The organism is Homoserinimonas sp. OAct 916 (genome assembly GCF_003260275.1).
In the GTDB taxonomy this organism is placed as follows: domain Bacteria; phylum Actinomycetota; class Actinomycetes; order Actinomycetales; family Microbacteriaceae; genus OACT-916.
In genome coordinates this window covers 108007-124861 of sequence record NZ_QJHB01000002.1, presented here as the reverse complement: position 1 = coordinate 124861, position 16855 = coordinate 108007, and the positions used below count along the sequence as shown (strand labels likewise).

The 16855-nt window shown below is 65.7% G+C and carries 13 protein-coding genes; 6 read left to right on the top strand and 7 right to left on the bottom strand.

The features are described 5' to 3' along the window. Positions 1-30: 30 nt before the first annotated feature. Both DL891_RS17255 and DL891_RS02930 read right to left on the bottom strand, forming a co-directional pair. Entirely contained in the window at positions 31-345 is a 315-nt protein-coding gene (locus DL891_RS17255; protein ID WP_198668764.1) for a hypothetical protein, read from the bottom strand. 7 nt (positions 346-352) lie between these two features. Beyond that, positions 353-1804, bottom strand: a complete 1452-nt coding sequence (locus DL891_RS02930; RefSeq protein ID WP_111718934.1) for an SDR family NAD(P)-dependent oxidoreductase — start codon at positions 1802-1804, stop codon at positions 353-355. Between the two features lie 134 nt (positions 1805-1938). On the opposite strand from DL891_RS02930, the gene DL891_RS02925 reads away from it, so the two are divergent. The 3 genes from DL891_RS02925 (at position 1939) to DL891_RS02915 (ending at position 6549) form a co-directional block, all read left to right on the top strand. Continuing rightward, positions 1939-3036 carry a PrsW family intramembrane metalloprotease gene (locus DL891_RS02925; RefSeq protein WP_232818978.1) on the top strand — a complete coding sequence of 366 codons (1098 nt, stop codon included), beginning with the start codon at positions 1939-1941 and terminating at the stop codon, positions 3034-3036. Positions 3037-3369: 333 nt separating this feature from the next. Next, the gene (locus DL891_RS02920) at positions 3370-3864 is read left to right on the top strand and encodes a carboxymuconolactone decarboxylase family protein (protein ID WP_198668743.1); all 495 of its coding nucleotides are present in this window, start codon (positions 3370-3372) and stop codon (positions 3862-3864) included. 117 nt (positions 3865-3981) lie between these two features. After that, on the top strand, positions 3982-6549 hold the full coding sequence (locus tag DL891_RS02915; protein ID WP_111718933.1) for an RNA helicase: 2568 nt from the start codon (positions 3982-3984) through the stop codon (positions 6547-6549). Positions 6550-6606: 57 nt separating this feature from the next. On the opposite strand, the gene DL891_RS02910 is transcribed toward DL891_RS02915, so the two are convergent. Beyond that, positions 6607-8241: a molybdopterin-dependent oxidoreductase gene (locus DL891_RS02910; protein ID WP_111718932.1), complete on the bottom strand. Its 1635-nt coding sequence runs from the start codon at positions 8239-8241 to the stop codon at positions 6607-6609. Between the two features lie 342 nt (positions 8242-8583). Between DL891_RS02910 and DL891_RS02905 the strand changes: the two genes are divergently transcribed. Then, positions 8584-10047 (top strand): MFS transporter, encoded by a 1464-nt coding sequence (locus DL891_RS02905; protein ID WP_111718931.1) that lies wholly within the window; start codon positions 8584-8586, stop codon positions 10045-10047. A 35-nt stretch (positions 10048-10082) separates the two neighbouring features. On the opposite strand, the gene DL891_RS02900 is transcribed toward DL891_RS02905, so the two are convergent. Beyond that, on the bottom strand, positions 10083-11030 hold the full coding sequence (locus DL891_RS02900; protein ID WP_232818977.1) for a UbiA family prenyltransferase: 948 nt from the start codon (positions 11028-11030) through the stop codon (positions 10083-10085). A 6-nt stretch (positions 11031-11036) separates the two neighbouring features. Here DL891_RS02900 and DL891_RS02895 point away from each other — a divergent pair, with 6 nt between their 5' ends. Continuing rightward, positions 11037-12290 (top strand): glycoside hydrolase family 3 N-terminal domain-containing protein, encoded by a 1254-nt coding sequence (locus DL891_RS02895; RefSeq protein WP_111718930.1) that lies wholly within the window; start codon positions 11037-11039, stop codon positions 12288-12290. Between the two features lie 35 nt (positions 12291-12325). Here DL891_RS02895 and DL891_RS02890 read toward each other — a convergent pair whose 3' ends face one another. Genes DL891_RS02890 through DL891_RS02880 form a run of 3 tightly spaced genes read right to left on the bottom strand, consistent with a single transcriptional unit; the run spans position 12326 to position 15886 of the window. Continuing rightward, a complete protein-coding gene (locus DL891_RS02890; protein ID WP_232818976.1) occupies positions 12326-13822 on the bottom strand; it encodes a glycosyltransferase in 1497 nt (498 codons plus the stop codon). Further along, entirely contained in the window at positions 13823-14860 is a 1038-nt protein-coding gene (locus tag DL891_RS02885; protein WP_111718929.1) for an aromatic acid exporter family protein, read from the bottom strand. Between the two features lie 39 nt (positions 14861-14899). Further along, the gene (locus DL891_RS02880) at positions 14900-15886 is read right to left on the bottom strand and encodes an App1 family protein (RefSeq protein WP_111718928.1); all 987 of its coding nucleotides are present in this window, start codon (positions 15884-15886) and stop codon (positions 14900-14902) included. Between the two features lie 265 nt (positions 15887-16151). On the opposite strand from DL891_RS02880, the gene DL891_RS02875 reads away from it, so the two are divergent. Then, complete coding sequence (locus DL891_RS02875) at positions 16152-16820, top strand: TetR/AcrR family transcriptional regulator (protein ID WP_111718927.1); 669 nt, start codon at positions 16152-16154, stop codon at positions 16818-16820. The last annotated feature ends 35 nt before the right edge of the window (positions 16821-16855 follow it).

Below are 16855 nucleotides of genomic sequence, written 5' to 3'. Positions count from 1 at the left end.
CACAGGATTAGGCAATCACAGATCGTCGGTTTATCTGGGCGCCCGGCGCTCGGGCGGCGGTGGAACCGCCTTGGCGGCAACCAGGTCGGCGAACAGCACGGTGACCAGGCCACGGCGGGCCTCGATCGTGCAACCGGTCTCGTCACGGGAGCGCAGGTAGCCGAGCGCATCGCTGAAACCGCCCCGGATGCGCGTGCGCGCCACTACACGGGTGCCGAGCGGCGCGGCGGTGAGAAAGGCGAGAGGATCATTCGACGCCGGCGGGTGTGGCGGATACGGCTCCGGGGCCGGCGCAGAGTCGGGTTGTGGCGTGGGTTCCGGCTGCGAACCGTCGGGAGTCACCACGTTTCAGTCACCAGGGCGCCGGCTTATAGTCCTTGAGGAAGATGCCGTACAGGTCTTCGCCCGCCTCGCCGCGCACGATCGGGTCATACACCCGGGCGGCGCCGTCGACGAGGTCGAGCGGCGCATGGAAGCCCTCCTCGGCCAGGCGCACCTTGGTCGGATGCGGCCGTTCGTCGGTGATCCAGCCGGTGTCGACCGCGGTCATCAGAATCTGGTCGGTCTCGAACATCTCCCCGGCGCTCGTGCGCACCAGCATGTGGATTCCGGCCTTCTGGATGTTGGTGTGCGGGTGTCCCGGCCCCTTGTAGCGCCGGGCGAACTGCCCCTCCATCGCCGAGACGTTCACGACATAGGTGCGCCGGGCATCCGACGCCGCCAGTGAGGCGCGCAGCCGGCTGATCAGCAGGAACGGCGCAGTCATGTTCGCCAACTGCACCTCGAGCATCTCCAGCGGTTCGACCTGGTCGACCGTCTGCGTCCAGCTGTTCTCCTCGTGCAGGTCGGGGATCAGGCCGCCCGCGTCGATCGCGGTGCCGGCGGCCAACCTGGCCAGCGACGACGAGCCGGCGGTCATCGCCAGCTCGGTGAGCTCATCCGCCGAGACGACTCCCGTGCGCGACAGCAGCGGGTGGCTGGCGACCGACGCGGCCAGAGCGAGCGGATGTGCGTCATTGGTGTGGCCGAAGGTGATCAGCTCCGGCATCGGGCCGACCGGCAGCGGCGCCTGCTCGGCGTCGACCAGCTGCGAGTATGCACCGGGGGAGCGGCGCACCGTCTGGGCGGCGTTGTTGATCAGGATGTCAAGGTGCCCCTGCTCGGCCACCGACTCGGCCAGCCCGATCACCTGCGCCGGGTCGCGCAGGTCGATGCCGACCACCCGCAGCCGGTGCAGCCAGTCACCGGAATCCTCCATGCGGGCGAACCGGCGGGCGGCATCCTTCGGAAACCGGGTGGTGATGGTCGTGTGCGCACCGTCGCGCAGCAGGCGAAGAGCGATGTACATGCCGATCTTCGCGCGGCCGCCGGTGAGCAGGGCGCGCCTGCCGGTGAGGTCGGTGCGGGCATCCCGCTTGGCGTGGCTGAACGCAGCGCAGTCGGGGCAGAGCTGGTGATAAAAGGCATCGACCCGGGTGTAGTGCTGCTTGCAGATGTAGCAGGCGCGCGACTTGATGAGGGTGCCGGCGCTTTGGGCAGTGGTGCCGGCTGCGAGCGGCACGCCGCGGGTCTCGTCGTCGATGCGGTCGGGGGCACCGGTGGCTGTGGCCGCGACGACCGCGCGGTCGGCATCGGCGATCACGGCGCGTTTCTCGAGCCGCCGGTTCTTCTTCACAGCCTTGAACATGCGGGCTGTGGCGCGGCGCACCTGGACGAAATCCGGATGCTCCTCGTCGAACTCGTCCATGGAAGCCAGAACCCGCAGGGTCACCGCAAGGTCATCCGGGTCGATCGTTGTGCTCATTGGGCAGATTCTAGCCGTCGCCGCTGTCAGAAAACTGAGGCGGCAAGCAGCGCGTCCCCCGGTGCCGAACCGTGTCTTTGGGGCCCGGCTGCCAGAGCCCTTCATTGGCGCCCCTCTGCGGCGAGAGTACTTTGATGGCACTGGTCGACAGTCTCCCCAACTCCGCGCTTCGCGATCCCGAGGAATACGACGCCATGGATGAAGCAGTTCGGGCCCGGGCCGGGTCGGGTGCACGGGCCCTCGGTGCGCAGAAGCAACACGAGAAGCTTGAGAAGCACGGGGAGCTTGAGAAGTCGGAGAAGTCTGGGAAGGCTGAGAGGCCTGAGAAGCACAGGCACCCTCATCGCCATTACCACCACGGGTGGTGGTGGAAGACCCTGGTCGCAGGGCTTGCCCTTTGGATTGCGACGGTGGCTGTAACAGCCCTCACCCGCAACAGCAGCCTCATTTCGACACTGATCCTGCTGGGAAGTTTCCTGATCCCGTTCTGCGTGATGCTCTTCGTCCTCGAACGGATCGGTGGCAACATCAGCAAACTTCACGTGATCATCGCCTTCTTCATCGGCGGTATCTGCGGGGTGCTCGGCGCCTCACTCCTGGAGGCCAAACTGACGTCGAGCCTGTACTCATACCTCGGCGTCGGGTTCATCGAAGAGTTCATCAAAGCTCTTCTTCTGGTCATCATCGGTTGGCGAGTGATGCCGAAGACTGCAGGCTTGGGCGCCCTGCTCGGGGCGACCATCGGCGCTGGGTTCGCGGCCTTCGAATCGGCCGGATACGCATTCAAAGCCGCAATCACCGCACACGGCGTCGACTTGTTGAGGCTCCTTCAGACCGAAGCCCTGCGAGCGATTCTCGCTCCGGTCGGCCACGTCCTGTGGACGGCGATCCTCGGTGCGGCGATCTTCGGAGCCGCGCGAGGACGCACCCATTTTCGCCCGACTCTGGGCATCCTCGGCGCTTTCGTGGGAGTGTCGTTGCTGCACGCTCTGTGGGACTCCTCGATCAGGCTCACCGCGTTGCTCGCGCTGATCCTCACCGGGGCCAGCGTGGAACACGTCGACGTCGGACTGATCGCATCGCCCGCAGTCCACGCCAAAACCCTCGCATTCGTGCTGTTCGTCAGCGCCTTGGCCGTCACCGCTGCGATCGGGCTCGCGACTCTCTGGCTCATCCTGCGGCACCATCGTCATTCAGCCAGGAATCAGCATGCGAGCGCACCGCCGGCGTAAGTCGGGGCATGCATTTCACTGAGTGTTCGCAAGAGTGCCTTTCCTCGTAAATGCGGATGACCCGAGAGATGCGGACGAGCTTCTTCAACGCATCCGTCATGTGCTGGCTGATCACTCGCCTCTGTTCAGCCACCACTGAGTGCGGCCACGACTGAGGGCGCAAACAAGTGCCTTCCCAATGCTCGGGAGGGCACTATTGCGCCCACTCATGGGGGAGTCAAGCTCTTGCGCTGAAGGGACGGGGGCATTGACGCGAGAGGCAATACGGACGAATCTGGAAGCGGGGGACATAAGGGGCGGTTACACGCGCGCCTATCGCGAAAGGGAACAGTCATGACCACAGAGCACATGGTGCGGCCCACTTCCATCACCCAGCGGCTGTCGGTGCAGGAGACAGATCCCCAGGCGTACCTGCCCATGTATGCGCTGGAGAAGTACATTCACGCGGGGAGTCTCGGTGAAGCCCTGCTCTCATTGGTCAAGACACGCGCGTCGCAGCTGAACGGCTGTGCCTGGTGCCTCGACATGCACGCGCAGGAGGCCCGCGCAGCCGACGTCGACCAACGCAAACTCGATGTGCTGGCCGGATGGCACGAAGCTGCCGGCCTGTTCAGCGAGCGCGAGCAGGCTGCGCTCCGGCTCACCGAGCAGGTGACCCAGATCAGTCAGGGTGGGGTGTCCGACGCCGTCTGGGACGGCGCATCCGACGTCTTCAGCCCGCGGGAGATGGTCGAGCTGCTGATGGCGATCTCAGCCATCAACGTCTGGAACCGGTTGGCGGTTGCAACCCGTCAGGATCTGCCCCAACGCCCGGCTTCTGCATCCTGAGCAGCACAGGCTTCCCTGAGCGAGCCCAATAGTGCCTTCCGATCGTCTCGGAGGGCACCTATTTGCACTCTCAACGATCTGGAAGGGGAGGCCGGTGGCGGCACGTAGGGTTGGGGCATGACCCTTCTCGACCGCGCGCCGACCGTTTTCGACTCGGATGCCGTCTACGGCGAGTTCCTTGACTGGTCGGCTTCGAACGGGTTCACCTTGTATCCGGCGCAGGACGAGGCCATGATCGAGATCGTCTCGGGTTCCAACGTCATCCTGAGCACGCCGACCGGCACGGGCAAGTCGCTGGTGGCCATCGGCGCCCACTTCGCAGCGCTCGCAGAGGGCAAACGCAGCTACTACACCGCTCCGATCAAGGCGCTGGTCTCTGAGAAGTTCTTCGCGCTGGTTGACGTGTTCGGCGCCGCAAATGTGGGGATGGTCACCGGCGACTCGTCGGTGAACCCGGATGCCCCGATCATCTGCTGCACGGCCGAGATTCTGGCGAACGTGGCGTTGCGCCACGGCGCGGATGCCGATGTCGACCAGGTCGTGATGGACGAGTTCCATTTCTACTGCGACCCCGAGCGTGGCTGGGCCTGGCAGGTACCGCTCCTGCTGTTGCCGCGGGTGCAGTTCATCCTGATGTCGGCGACCCTCGGCGACATGACTCGCATTGCCGACGACCTCGGTCGGCGCACCGGGCGCGAGACGGCGTTGGTGACCGGGGTCGAGCGCCCGGTACCACTGCACTACTCCTATGCGAAGACCCCCGTGCACGAAACCGTCGAAGACCTGCTCGTCACCTCCCAGGCGCCGATCTACATCGTGCACTTCTCCCAGTTGGCCGCGATCGAACGCGCGCAGGCCATGTCGAGCATCAAGATGATCACCAGGGAGGGCCGTGACGAGATCGCCGAGGCGATCGGCGAGTTTCGGTTCACCACTGTGTTCGGCAAGACACTCTCTCGCCTCATCCGCAGCGGAATCGGCGTGCACCACGCCGGAATGTTGCCCAAATACCGGCGGCTGGTGGAACAACTCGCCCAGCGAGGCCTGCTCAAGGTGATCTGCGGCACCGACACTCTCGGCGTGGGCATCAACGTGCCCATCCGCAGCGTGCTGTTCACCGCTCTCACCAAGTTCGACGGCACCCGGATGCGCCAGCTGAACGCCCGCGAATTTCACCAGATCGCGGGCCGGGCCGGTCGGGCCGGGTTCGACACCGCTGGAACCGTGGTCGTGCAGGCACCCGACCATGAGACCGAGAACCAGAAGATGCTGGCGAAGGCGGGCGACGATCCGAAGAAGCTGCGCAAACTGGTGCGCAAGAAGGCGCCCGAGGGCTTCGTCTCCTGGGGGGAGCCGAGCTTCACCCGGTTGGTCGCCGCCGAACCGGAACCGCTCACCTCGAGCATGCAGATCACCCACGCCATGATCGTGAACGTGATCGGCCGCGGTGGCGACGCGTTCGAGAACGTCAGGCAGCTCATCGAAGACAACCATGAGCCGCGTGTGCGCCAACTCGCGATGGCCAGGAAGGCGCTGGCCATCTACCGAACGCTGCGCACCGCAGGCGTGGTGGTGCAGGAACCGGATCCCCACGGCGGGCACCCGAAGATTCGGCTCACTGTCGACCTGCAACCGAATTTCGCGCTCAACCAGCCGCTGTCGCCGTTCGCCCTCGCCGTGTTCGATCTGATGGATCCGGCCGAAGACCAGGCCGCACCTGACCGTGGCGGCCCGGACATGCCCGTAGCCGGCCCTGGCAGCGGCAATTACGCGTTGGACATGTTCTCCATCCTCGAGGCCACCCTCGACGACCCGCGGCCGGTGCTGCGCGCGCAGGAGTCGATGGCGCGCGGTGAAGCGGTTGCGGCGATGAAGGCCGAGGGCATCGAATACGACCGCCGCATGGAGCTGCTGGATAGTGTCACCTATCCGAAGCCACTCGAAGAGCTCTTGATGGAGGCGTTCGAGACCTACCGGCGGTCGCAACCGTGGGTCGGCGATTTTCAGCTCGCACCCAAATCGGTGGTACGCGACCTGTATGAGCGGGCGATGACGTTCGCTGAATACGTGTCGTTCTACAAATTGGCGCGCTCGGAGGGGCAGGTGCTGCGCTACCTGTCAGACGCCTTCCGCGCAGCCCGGCAGACCATCCCCGACGAATCCAAGAACGAAGAACTGCACGACATCATCGAGTGGCTCGGGGAAATGGTGCGCCAGGTCGACTCGAGCCTGCTCGATGAGTGGGAAGAATTGTCCCACCCGCATGTGGGCGTCGAGCATCCCGACCCGCACGCGCCGCCGGCGCTGCCGCCGGGTGTGACCCGCAACACTCGCGCGTTCCGGGTGCTGGTGCGCAACGAGCTGTTCCGCCGGGTGCAGCTGGCGGCGCTGGAACACTACGACGAGTTGGGCGAACTCGACGGCCCCGCCGGGTTCACCGCCGAGAAGTGGGCAGAGGCACTGGACGACTACTTCGCCATTCACGACGAGATCGGCACCGGGCCCGATGCCCGGGGTCCGGCAATGATCATGATCGAGACGCACCCCGACCGTTGGGAGGTGCGGCAGATTCTGCACGACCCTGCCGGCGACAACGACTGGGGTATCAGCGCCACGATCGACCTGGCCGAATCAGACGAACTGGGTGTCGCTGCAGTGCGCGTCACGGCGGTGGGCACGCTCTGACGAGGTCGTGCCGGAATGCCCGCCGACGCTCATCGTGACCCGGACCGTGACCGGTTTTCAGCCGACGTTGACGGTGAGACGGTCCCAGCCGGTGGCTCCGTCGGGCACAGGCCCCACCTGCGTCTCGGTCTGGGTGACCCCGGTTGAATCGGTCGCCCGTACGGTGAGCGTGTGCGTGCCCGATGTGGCCTGCCATTCGTACAGCCACTGCACCCAGGTGTCGGCCGAGATCGCACGGGCAAGCGTGGCCTCACGCCACGGTTCGGTATCGATTCGCACTTCCACCTTGTCGATTCCGCGGGTCTGCGCCCACGCGACCCCGGCGATCGTCACCATGCCAGCCGCCACCTTCTCGCCGTTGCGGGGAACATCGATCCGTGATTCGGTTTTGATCGGCCCCAGCGGGGACCACCCGTTGCGCGTCCAATAGGCGGTGTCGCGGTCGAATCGTGTCACTGTCATTTCACTCACCCACTTGGTCGCAGAGACGTAACCGTACAGCCCAGGAACGACCATGCGAACCGGGAAACCATGCTCGAACGGCAGCGGTTCTCCGTTCATCCCCACCGCGAGCAGCGCACCGCGGTCGTCGGTCAGCGCTTCGAGTGGGGTGCTTGCTGTGAAGCCGTCGACACTGCGCGACAGCACCATGTCGGCACCGGCGGCCGGTTTCGCCCTGGCCAACAACTCATTGATCGGGTAACCCAGCCAGGTGGCGTTTCCGATGAGGTCGCCGCCAACCACGTTCGAGACACAGGCCAATGTGACCGCCCTCTCGGTCAACGGGAGCGCAAGAAGTTCGGCGAAGGTGATGGTGATCGGATGCTCCACCATTCCGTTCACCGTGAGACTCCAATCGTCCGGGTTCACGTCGGGCACGGCCAGGGCGGTGTCAATGCGATAGAAATCACCGTTGGCCGTGACCAGCGGGGTGATCCCGGCGACGTCGAGGGCGGCACCGGCGGGCACCGCGGGCACCGCGGGTGCCGGGATGGCGGCGGCGGGGAGCCTCAGGAGAGAACGGGCAGACTGGGCTGCCCGAGCCCCGGCGCCGGCGACGCGGCTCATGGCCCCGCCCGCGACACCGACGACCACCGCGGCTGCCGAGTAGAGCAGAAATCGGCGCCGGTCGATCGAGGACTCCGCCGCGGGTGCTGGGGTGGGCGCGTCTCCGCGCTCCGCAGCTCGCCGCCGCGTTGCTGTGGCTGGGGCGACCCCCGGCCGCAGGCGTCGAACGAGAAACACCAATACCAGGGCGGCCACGAGCCAGGCCACGGCGGCAGGCAATACGCTGCTGAGGCCTGCCCCCGCCCGGCTGAGCGCTGCGATCGCACAGACCACGGCGAGACCGCCGAGCACCGCGCGCCCCCCGGGCGGACGAGACAGCTCGAGCACCCCGGCGATGGCGCCGACGGCCGAGGCCACCACAATGATCAGCGCGACGAGCACGAATTTGTCGGCGGTACCGACAGCCGAGATCATGAACTCCTTGAACCATCCCGGAGTGAGGTCGATCACCACGGAGCCAACCGAGCCGGTGGGGCTCGTGGCGATCGAGGTGAGGGCCGCCGTCAATTCGCCGAGACCGAGCCCGGCGATGAGAGCTGCAACACCTCCGGCAGCCGCAAGCGACTTGCGGCGGGGCTTCTGAACGGTGGTCAGAGGTGATGCTTGGCGTGACGGTGCAGTCATGGGCGAAACCGGGCTCCGTTCGACTCGTGGCTGACGCGTGAGTCTGAGTACATTCGGCATGTGTCCTGAGACAGGAGGTGTTGCTTCTGGCCCAGACTAGACCGTGCAACTGCGGGTCGCTCCCAGTCAGCGATCGATCACCACGCGGAGCGCCCTGATCCCGTGGCGTCTCGGTGAAACTCGCCCTCCCCTGAAGTAGCGGCAGGGTTAACATGAAGTCATGGTGACGTCGTCATCGAACAGAGCCCCCATTGTGCGCCGCCCGGAGATGGCGGGGCGCCAATTGCAATTGCCCGCACGCGACAACTGCGGCTGGGGCGCGGCCGTGAACAGCGCACGGCCATGAGTAGGAAACAACGAACGCCCACAACCAGCCAACAGCGGCTCGTCCTGTGGACCGCGATCCTCGCCTCGTTCGTCGCTTTCCTCGACGGCTCCATCATCACCGTCGCCCTGCCCGCCATGGCACGTGACCTCGGCGGCGGACTGGTGCTGCAGCAGTGGGTCGTCGACGCGTACCTGCTCACACTCGGCGCCTTCATTCTCGTCGCCGGATCGCTGTCAGACACGTTCGGCCGCGGCCGAATCCTGCGTGTCGGACTGGTCTGGTTCGGGGTGGCCAGCCTCTTGTGTGCGCTGGCCCCGGCGGGCATCTTCTTGATTCTGGCCCGTGGGCTGCAAGGCATGGCGGGGGCGCTGCTCGTGCCGAGCTCACTGGCGCTGATCCTGTCGGAGTTCTCCGGAAAGGCCCAAGGCAGAGCGATCGGTTCGTGGACGGGCTGGACGGGGGTCGCGTTCATCGCGGGCCCGATCCTGGGCGGCCTTCTGACCGACTATCTCAGTTGGCGGTGGATCTTTTTGATCAATGTGATCCCGATCGGTGTCACGCTGTGGCTGCTGCACAGGATGAAGGAGCCGGAGCACATCAGGGGCACGGGGCACATCGACATCATCGGCGCGGTCTTGGCGGCAGTCGGTCTTGGCGGCCCCGTGTTCGCGCTGATCGAACAGGATCGACTCGGCTGGCAGGATCCGCTGGTGTTTCTCCCGCTCATTCTCGGGGTGGTCGCCTTCGCCGTCTTCCTCTGGTGGGAGTCACGTGCGCCGCATCCGATGATGCCGTTGAAACTCTTCAGGGTGCGCAACTTCTCGGTCGGCAACGTGGCCACCACATTCATCTACGGGGCACTCTCTTTCGGTTCGTTCGCTCTCACCCTGTTCTTGCAGCAGACTGTCGGATTCACGGCCCTGGCTGCGGGGCTGGCCCTGTTGCCGACGACCATAATGATGCTGTTGCTCTCGTCGCGGTTCGGCGAGTTGGGCGGCAAATACGGCCCCCGCCTTTTTATGGCGGTGGGGCCGGTCATCGGTGGAGTCGGCTACCTGATGATGCTGTCGGTCACTGATCCGATCAACTTCTGGCTGCAGGTATTGCCCGGAGTGCTCGTGTTCGGCCTGGGGCTGTCAATCACGGTGGCCCCTTTGACTTCCGGTATTCTCGGCGCCATCAGTACCAGTCAGGCCGGCATCGGATCGGCGGTGAATAACGCAGTATCGAGGGTGGCCGGGCTGATCGCCGTTGCGTTGACTGGAATCATCGTCGGGGGCACCCTCGACCTGACCGGTTTTCACCGCGCGATGCTCGCAACCGCGCTGATGTTGATCGCCGGGGGTGTCATCTCGGCCATCGGGATACAGAACTCGAAAGGGCAGAAGGCAGCCGAGGCACCCTCCACGTCCAGCCCGACTGTGCCGATTGAAACGCGGCCGATTGAACCGCGGCCGATTGAACCGCTGACCCCCTGATCCCCGGGCCCAGAGCGAGCCACGGGGTGCCTGCTTCACGCGCCCACGACCAACGCCATCCCGGTCGCCGCCAACGTGGCCACATTCACCAGCGCGCCCAGCATGATCAGCCGCATCAAAGAACGGGTCGGCCGACGCGTGCGCGCAAGCACGATCCCGGTCACCGCGATTGCCAGTCCCAGCACGACACCCACCGCTGTTCCTGGGCGGGGTGCTGTGCCGACCTGCCCGATCCCGACGAGCACCGACACCACGGCCAACATGATGAACGGAATCAGCCCGGATGCCCGGGCACCCAGCCGGTGTGGCAGCCCCGAAACGCCGGTGCGCCGGTCGCCTTCGAGGTCGGGCAGCACGTTGGTGAAGTGGGCCGCAACGCCGAGAAGAGCACCGGCGGCCACCACCCACCACATCGGCCAGGGCGACCCGGGCAGTGCGAAGGTGACCAGAACCGGCAGGATCCCGAAACTCACGGCGAACGGCAACCAGGACCACAGGGTTGATTTCAGCGGCCCGTTGTACGCCCAGGCGGATGCCACAGAGATCACATTCGCGACCCCGACTGCCGGGGCGAGAGCAAACCCGAGGCCGATGCTGACGACGACCGCGGCCAGGGCGGCAACGCCGACGGCGCGCCGGCTCACCATGCCCGTGACAATCGGTTTGTCCCGTCGCTCGACGGCCGTGTCGCGGGCAGCATCGATCCAGTCGTTGGACCAGCCCACCGACAGCTGCCCGGTGAGCACCATCGCGGCGACCAGCCACAGTTCGACGGAGCCGAGGCCGACGGCCAGCCCGAGAATCAGGGCAACCGCCGTGACCGCGATCGACGGCAGGGGATGGGTGGCATGGATCAGGCCTCGAACAGCAGTGACCGGTGATGGGTGGAAGCCTGCCGAACCCTGCTGCATGGTTGCCAGCGTATTGCGGCCAGCCCCGATTCTGCCAGTGCCGGGCACACCTCTCGTGAACGGGGGTACCATCGACGGATGGTGAGGACGCGGATGGCGGGCAGGCTCCTTGCCGCAGCGGCGGCGATCGCGGGGCTGCTGGTGACCGCCGGATGTGCGCACGCCGGGCCCGCAGGTGTGAAGCCGCCGACGTCGGCAGGCGGCGCTGTCTCGCCGTCGGCAGGGCCGGCGTCAACCGACCCGGGTACGCTCGAGGCGCAACCTGCGCCGCAACCCGAACCCGGCCCCACCGAACGGGCCCAGGCGTGGGCAGAGGTTCGGTTGGCCCAGATGTCGTTGGCCGAAAAGGTGCAGAGCCTGTTCGTGTTGCACATTCCCGGCACGGATGCCAGTGCGTTTCGCGCGTTTGCCGAGCAGAACCGACCCGGCGGCATGATCTTGATGAGTGACAATATCCCCTCGGGCACAGCCGCACTCGCCGGCCTCACCACGGCGGCCAGCCCCGATCCCGAACTGCCGTTGCTGTTTGCGGTCGACCAAGAGGGCGGGGTGGTCAGCCGCCTGGACGCAGACACAGCGCCGGGCGCGGATCAGCTCAAGCACGACTCCGTGAGTGATACCTACACCTCGTTTCGGTCACGGGCAGCGCTTTTGAGGGAAGCGGGCATCCAGATCAACTTCGGGGTGGTCGCCGACGTCTCCGCCGACCCCGGCTCCTTCATTTATGACCGTGTGCTCGGCATCGACCCGCAGGCCGCCGCGGAACGCGTCGCCCAGGCGGTGCGCGGCGAGAGCGGTCTGGTGCTCAGCACCCTGAAGCACTTTCCCGGTCATGGGGCCGGGGTCGGAGATTCGCACCAACTGATCCCGCAGACGGCGTTGAGCCGCGCGAACTGGCGTGAACGCTACGGTCGACCGTTCGCGGCCGGTATCGTGGCGGGCGCCGAACTGGTGATGCTCGGCCACTTGGAGTATTCAGACGTCGATGCGCAGCCGGCCAGCCTGTCACCGGTCTGGCATCGCATCCTCAGGGATGATCTCAACTTCCACGGGGTGATCATCAGCGACGACATGCTGATGCTGCAGCACAGCGGTATCGACGAGTACCGCAACCCCTCCGAGAACGCGATCCGCGCCCTCGCCGCGGGCACCACCGCCTTGCTCTATGTGCTGCCCGCCGACCCGTCCACGGTCGGGATCGATCTCGGCGCCATGGTTGCCGATATCGTGGCCGCGGCCCTGACCGGGCGCATCGACCCGGCTCAGGTCGACGATGCCGCCCGGGCCCTGCTCGTCATGCGGCGCACGCCGGTGGAGGAGAAGCTGCCCTGAATCCGGCGTCGATACCGGTGGCGCGAGCGAACTGGTCAGTGTTCGAGTTCCTCAAGAAGCGGTCTGTCCAAGCTGGCATCGTGTGCGACGAGTGCGCCGAGTTCCATCGCCGCCCGCCGGTATGCCGGGCTGTCCAGTACTGTGGCAATTGCCCCGGCGATTCGTCTGGCCGATGCCCGACGTGACACGACGATGCCGGCACCGCGCGTGGTGACCCGAACGGCGTTGTCGGCCTGATCGCGGCCGTGAGGAAGGATGACCAGCGGCAGTCCCGCAACCAGCGACTTCACCACCGTGCCGTGGCCACCATGGGTGACGACGACGCTGGCGTGGCGCATGGCCTCGCCGTGCGGCGCGGCGGCAAGCACGCTGACGTTGGCGGGTGCCCGAATGTCTGCGGGACTGATTCGCGGCCCGGTGGTCACCAGGCCCCGCACCGGGAGACGCCCGAGGGCATCCACCACCCGCTGCAGGCAGCCCAGCTGGTTCTGGAAGGTCGACGACATCGCGACCAGAACGAGCGGTTCGTCACCGGAGGGCGGCAGCCACCGGTCGTCGACCGCCCACGCTGGATCGTCCAGGATTGGTCCCACATACCGCGCACTCGGCGGCAGCTCGGCCGGGAAGTCGAAGTGTGAGGAGGTGAGAACCAACTGACGCCTGGCGCGATGCACTTGGTCCCAGGTGGTTGTGATCAGGTCAAGCCCATGAGCGGCCCGCAGCGCGTTGATCCGCTTGAGCGCGTACCGGTCGATCAGCCGGCCACTCCCGGAGCTCGCGACCAGGTCGCGCAGTCGCCCGAGCGACCCCCCGGCGGGAGGGAAACCGGTGCCGATCGGCGGCATTCCCCTGACCGGCAGCGCGTAGACGTTCGGGAGCAGAACGTCGAACGGGATCCCGCGCGCCTCGGCCGCGATCATGGCGCCGAACTCTGTGAAAGAGGCCAGTACGAGATCTGGTGGCGTCTCGTCGATCGCTGCTGCGGTGTGTTGTGCATGCCCGGGCGCCGGCCCCGCGATCATGTGGTCGACCATGTCGCGCGCGAGACTCAGCGGGCTGCGTAACTCCCAGTCACGGATTTCGCCCACCGTGTTGGCGGGCCAGGGACTGAACGCCGCACCGGTGGGGCGCACTTGGTCCGCCAACGAGTCATCCGCAAGCACCGTGACCCGATGACCCCGGTCCAGAAGACGACGGGCCACCCCGAGCTCGGGCGGAACGGTGCCGCCGCCGTCGGTGAGCGCGACGAGGTAACGACGGCTGCGGGGTGCCTTGCCCGCGCCATCGCGAGCTGGCTCGATGTCGTCCATGCTGGCCATGGTAACCGGAGGCGGTACATCCTGCCTGGCGTGAAGCTCTGCCGACGCGGCGAGAACGTCGTTTCCATCAGGTTCTTGCCAGGAGCGAGCGTTGCCCACGGCGGCAACCAGTGAGAGCAAGACGTTCCACTTGCGGTCTTCTGCGCTTGCCCGATCGAACCCGGAATCCAGTTGATCATCCCGCGGGACAGCCGCTGATCTGACCCGGAGCATTCATTCGCCGACGATCTCCTCGCGCACCCGTCTGAGGTCCTCCATCAGCGACCCGAGCAGAATCCAGTGCTCGGGGTTGGGTTTCAAGATGACCAGGGGCGCGGTGAGTGCGGGCATCTCGCTGGTCACCGTCGGCAGGTCGATGTCGACGCTGTCGATCGGGCGGATCAACAGTCGCAGGTCGTGGGCGGCCCTCGTGAGTTCAGTGGCGATGGCCTGGGCGGCCGGGTCGGAGCTCAACTGCTCGTCGTAGTGGTCGCGCAGGGCCCGGGACATCCCGATCACCCGGGTGACCAGCGGGGTGAGCCGGGTGAGCAGTTGGCTGGCGGCGACCAGCCGGTCCCGGTGCGCAGAACGGCGGGGGTTGAGCGTCAGCGACTCCTCGCCCTCGGTCACGCGTTGATCTGCGGTATCGCGCAGGTCCCTGAGAGACCGCGAGTCGTGCATGAGCGACATCAACTGGTCGTTTGTCATCGGAGTGCTCAGGGCAACCGCCAGTTGGTCAAGTACCGATGCCACCCCGGCGGCCAGCCGTGCCACAGCGTGGTGCGCCGGTAAGAGCAGCACCGGTGGAACGATCACCAGGTTCACGATCAGGGCGATCACCGCACCGATGATGGTCTCGATGATGCGGGTGAATGCGTAGTCGGGGGTTGCCGCACCAAGCGCGAGCACCAGCATTGCGCTGATCGGGATCTGGTTGGACGAGCCGGGGTTCAACCTGAGCAACCAGGCCATCATGATCGACACCACGATTGCCAGCAGCACCACCCAACTGTTCTGGCCGAACAGCAGGCTGATCCCCGTCGCGACGAGCACTCCGAGAACGACCCCGAATGTGCGTTCGATCGCCTTGCCGAACGATTGATTCACACTCGGTTGCACGACCAGAAGGGCGGCCACGGCCGCGAAGATCGGCAGCTGACCGGGGAGCAGGGTGCCGGCCACCACCCAGGCGAGCACGGTGGCGACCGAGGTCTTGACCGCTTGCAGCAATGGCACCCGACTGGAGGTTCGCAATTTGGTCGCCCACGTCATGCACTCCAGCGTATCGACGCCGGCTCGGGCCAAATACCCTCAGATGACGCCGAACGCGGTCAGTTGCTCCTCAAGGCCCGCCCCGTGCGGGGAATAGGCCCAGGGAATGTCTGCCGTCTCCGAGTGCTGATCGGGCGACGACCGGCCACCGGCCAGCACCGCCTCGCCGGGAGACAGTTGGCGAATGGCGACGGCCGCGACGTGCTCCGGATGCTGCGCGGCGAACTCACCGTAGATCTCTTCGTCCTTCTGCCCATCGTCACCGATCAGCAACCATTTGATATTCGGGAACTCCCGGGCGAGCCTGACGAGGTTCGTGCGCTTGTGTTCACGCCCGCTCCGGAACAATCGGTCGTGTGTGGGCCCCCAATCGGTCAGAAGCAGGGCCCCTTTCGGATAGAGGTTTCGGTCAAGAAAACGGGTGAGTGTCGGTGCGACGTTCCAGGCACCCGTAGACAGGTAGATGACCGGGGCACCGGGGTGACTGGCCGCCAGGCGTTCGAGGAACACGGCCATCCCCGGGGTGGGGATGCGGGCGTGCTCATCGAGGACGAAGGTGTTCCAGGCCGCCACCAGGGGTCGGGGGAGTGCCGTGACCATAACGGTGTCATCGACGTCAGAGAGCACCCCGAGTCGCGTCGCGGGGTCGACGACGAATACCTCGGACTCACTCACCTCCGAGTCGACGGTGTGCATCTTGACCGTGTGCCAACCCGGTTTCAGCACTACCGGAAGTTCTTCATCGATCACCCCGCCCCGGTCAGCCTTCACTTGGAAGCTGATGTCGTCGATGGTCACCGTGACGAGCACGTCACCGACGGGAACACTGGTGAAACTGCGCCAGCCGCGCACCCGGTCGATGCGCTTGAGCTGCTTGCGTTCTGCCCGGGAACCGGCCCGGGGGTTTCTGGTCAACAACACTCGGCCGAGCACGCGAACCCAGGTGGCACCGCCGTAGCCCGTGTAGGCGATCACCGTTGCCGCGTAGCCACGCTTGCGCGCTCGTCTCTCGCGAAAACTGTGCATGCGATCTTCCAGGCGTGCCGCACGGTGGCGAACAACACTTTCCCGTCGCTCGGGGGTCGATCCAGAAGGCTCTGCCACCCGGACAGTCTCGCACGTTCGACGCTCAAGCCACGAAAGCAGACCGAGAAGGCTCCCCACTGTTGATCGGACGAGACCCGCGAAGATGCGCCACTCAGAAGATAGAGCCACGCTGATGGCGAAATGCCACCCTTTCAGGGGACGAGTCACTAGAATCGAGCATGCCGATAATGAGAAGGAGTGCGATATGTCACTAGATAGATTGGTGGATAACGCACCCCAGGAAATTCAGGTGCGAACACAACTGGTGCAGGAGCGCAGCTCCGCCAGGCTGGCCGGACTTCTGGATGCGGCGGCCGAAGTGATCGACGAGGTCGGCTTCGAACGGGTGACGACGGCGATGGTGGCCCAGAGAGCAGGGGCGTCAATCGGAACCGTTTACCGGTACTTCCCCGACCGAATCGCCGTGTTACAGGCGTTGCGCGAACGCGCAATTCAGCGTTTCCACGCCGCCGTGGTCGACGAGATCAAGCGGATCCAACCGACGGACTGGTGGGGCGCAATGGGCTGTGCGATCGACGCCTTCATTGGGATGCACCGGGATGAGCGTGGATTTCGGATTATCAAGTTCGTCGACAGCGTCAACGCGCCCGATGCGGCAGGAGAACGGTTCGAACAGGGATTCTTTGCGCGCAGCCTTGCCGAGATCCTTTCTTCCGAGTACCAATTGCCCGAGGGCGATGAGTTGGCATTCCGAATGGAGGTCGCAGTCGAAATCGGAGACGCCATCATCAGTCGGGCGTTCTACTCCGACCCGCAGGGCGACCCGAGTTTCCTCGCCGAATGCCGAGCCGTGATCTACGGCTACCTCGAGAGCCACTACGGCCCGTCAGCCAAGACCGAAGCGAGCGGATAGGTTCATGACCGGGGGATTCGCCACCATACGTATTG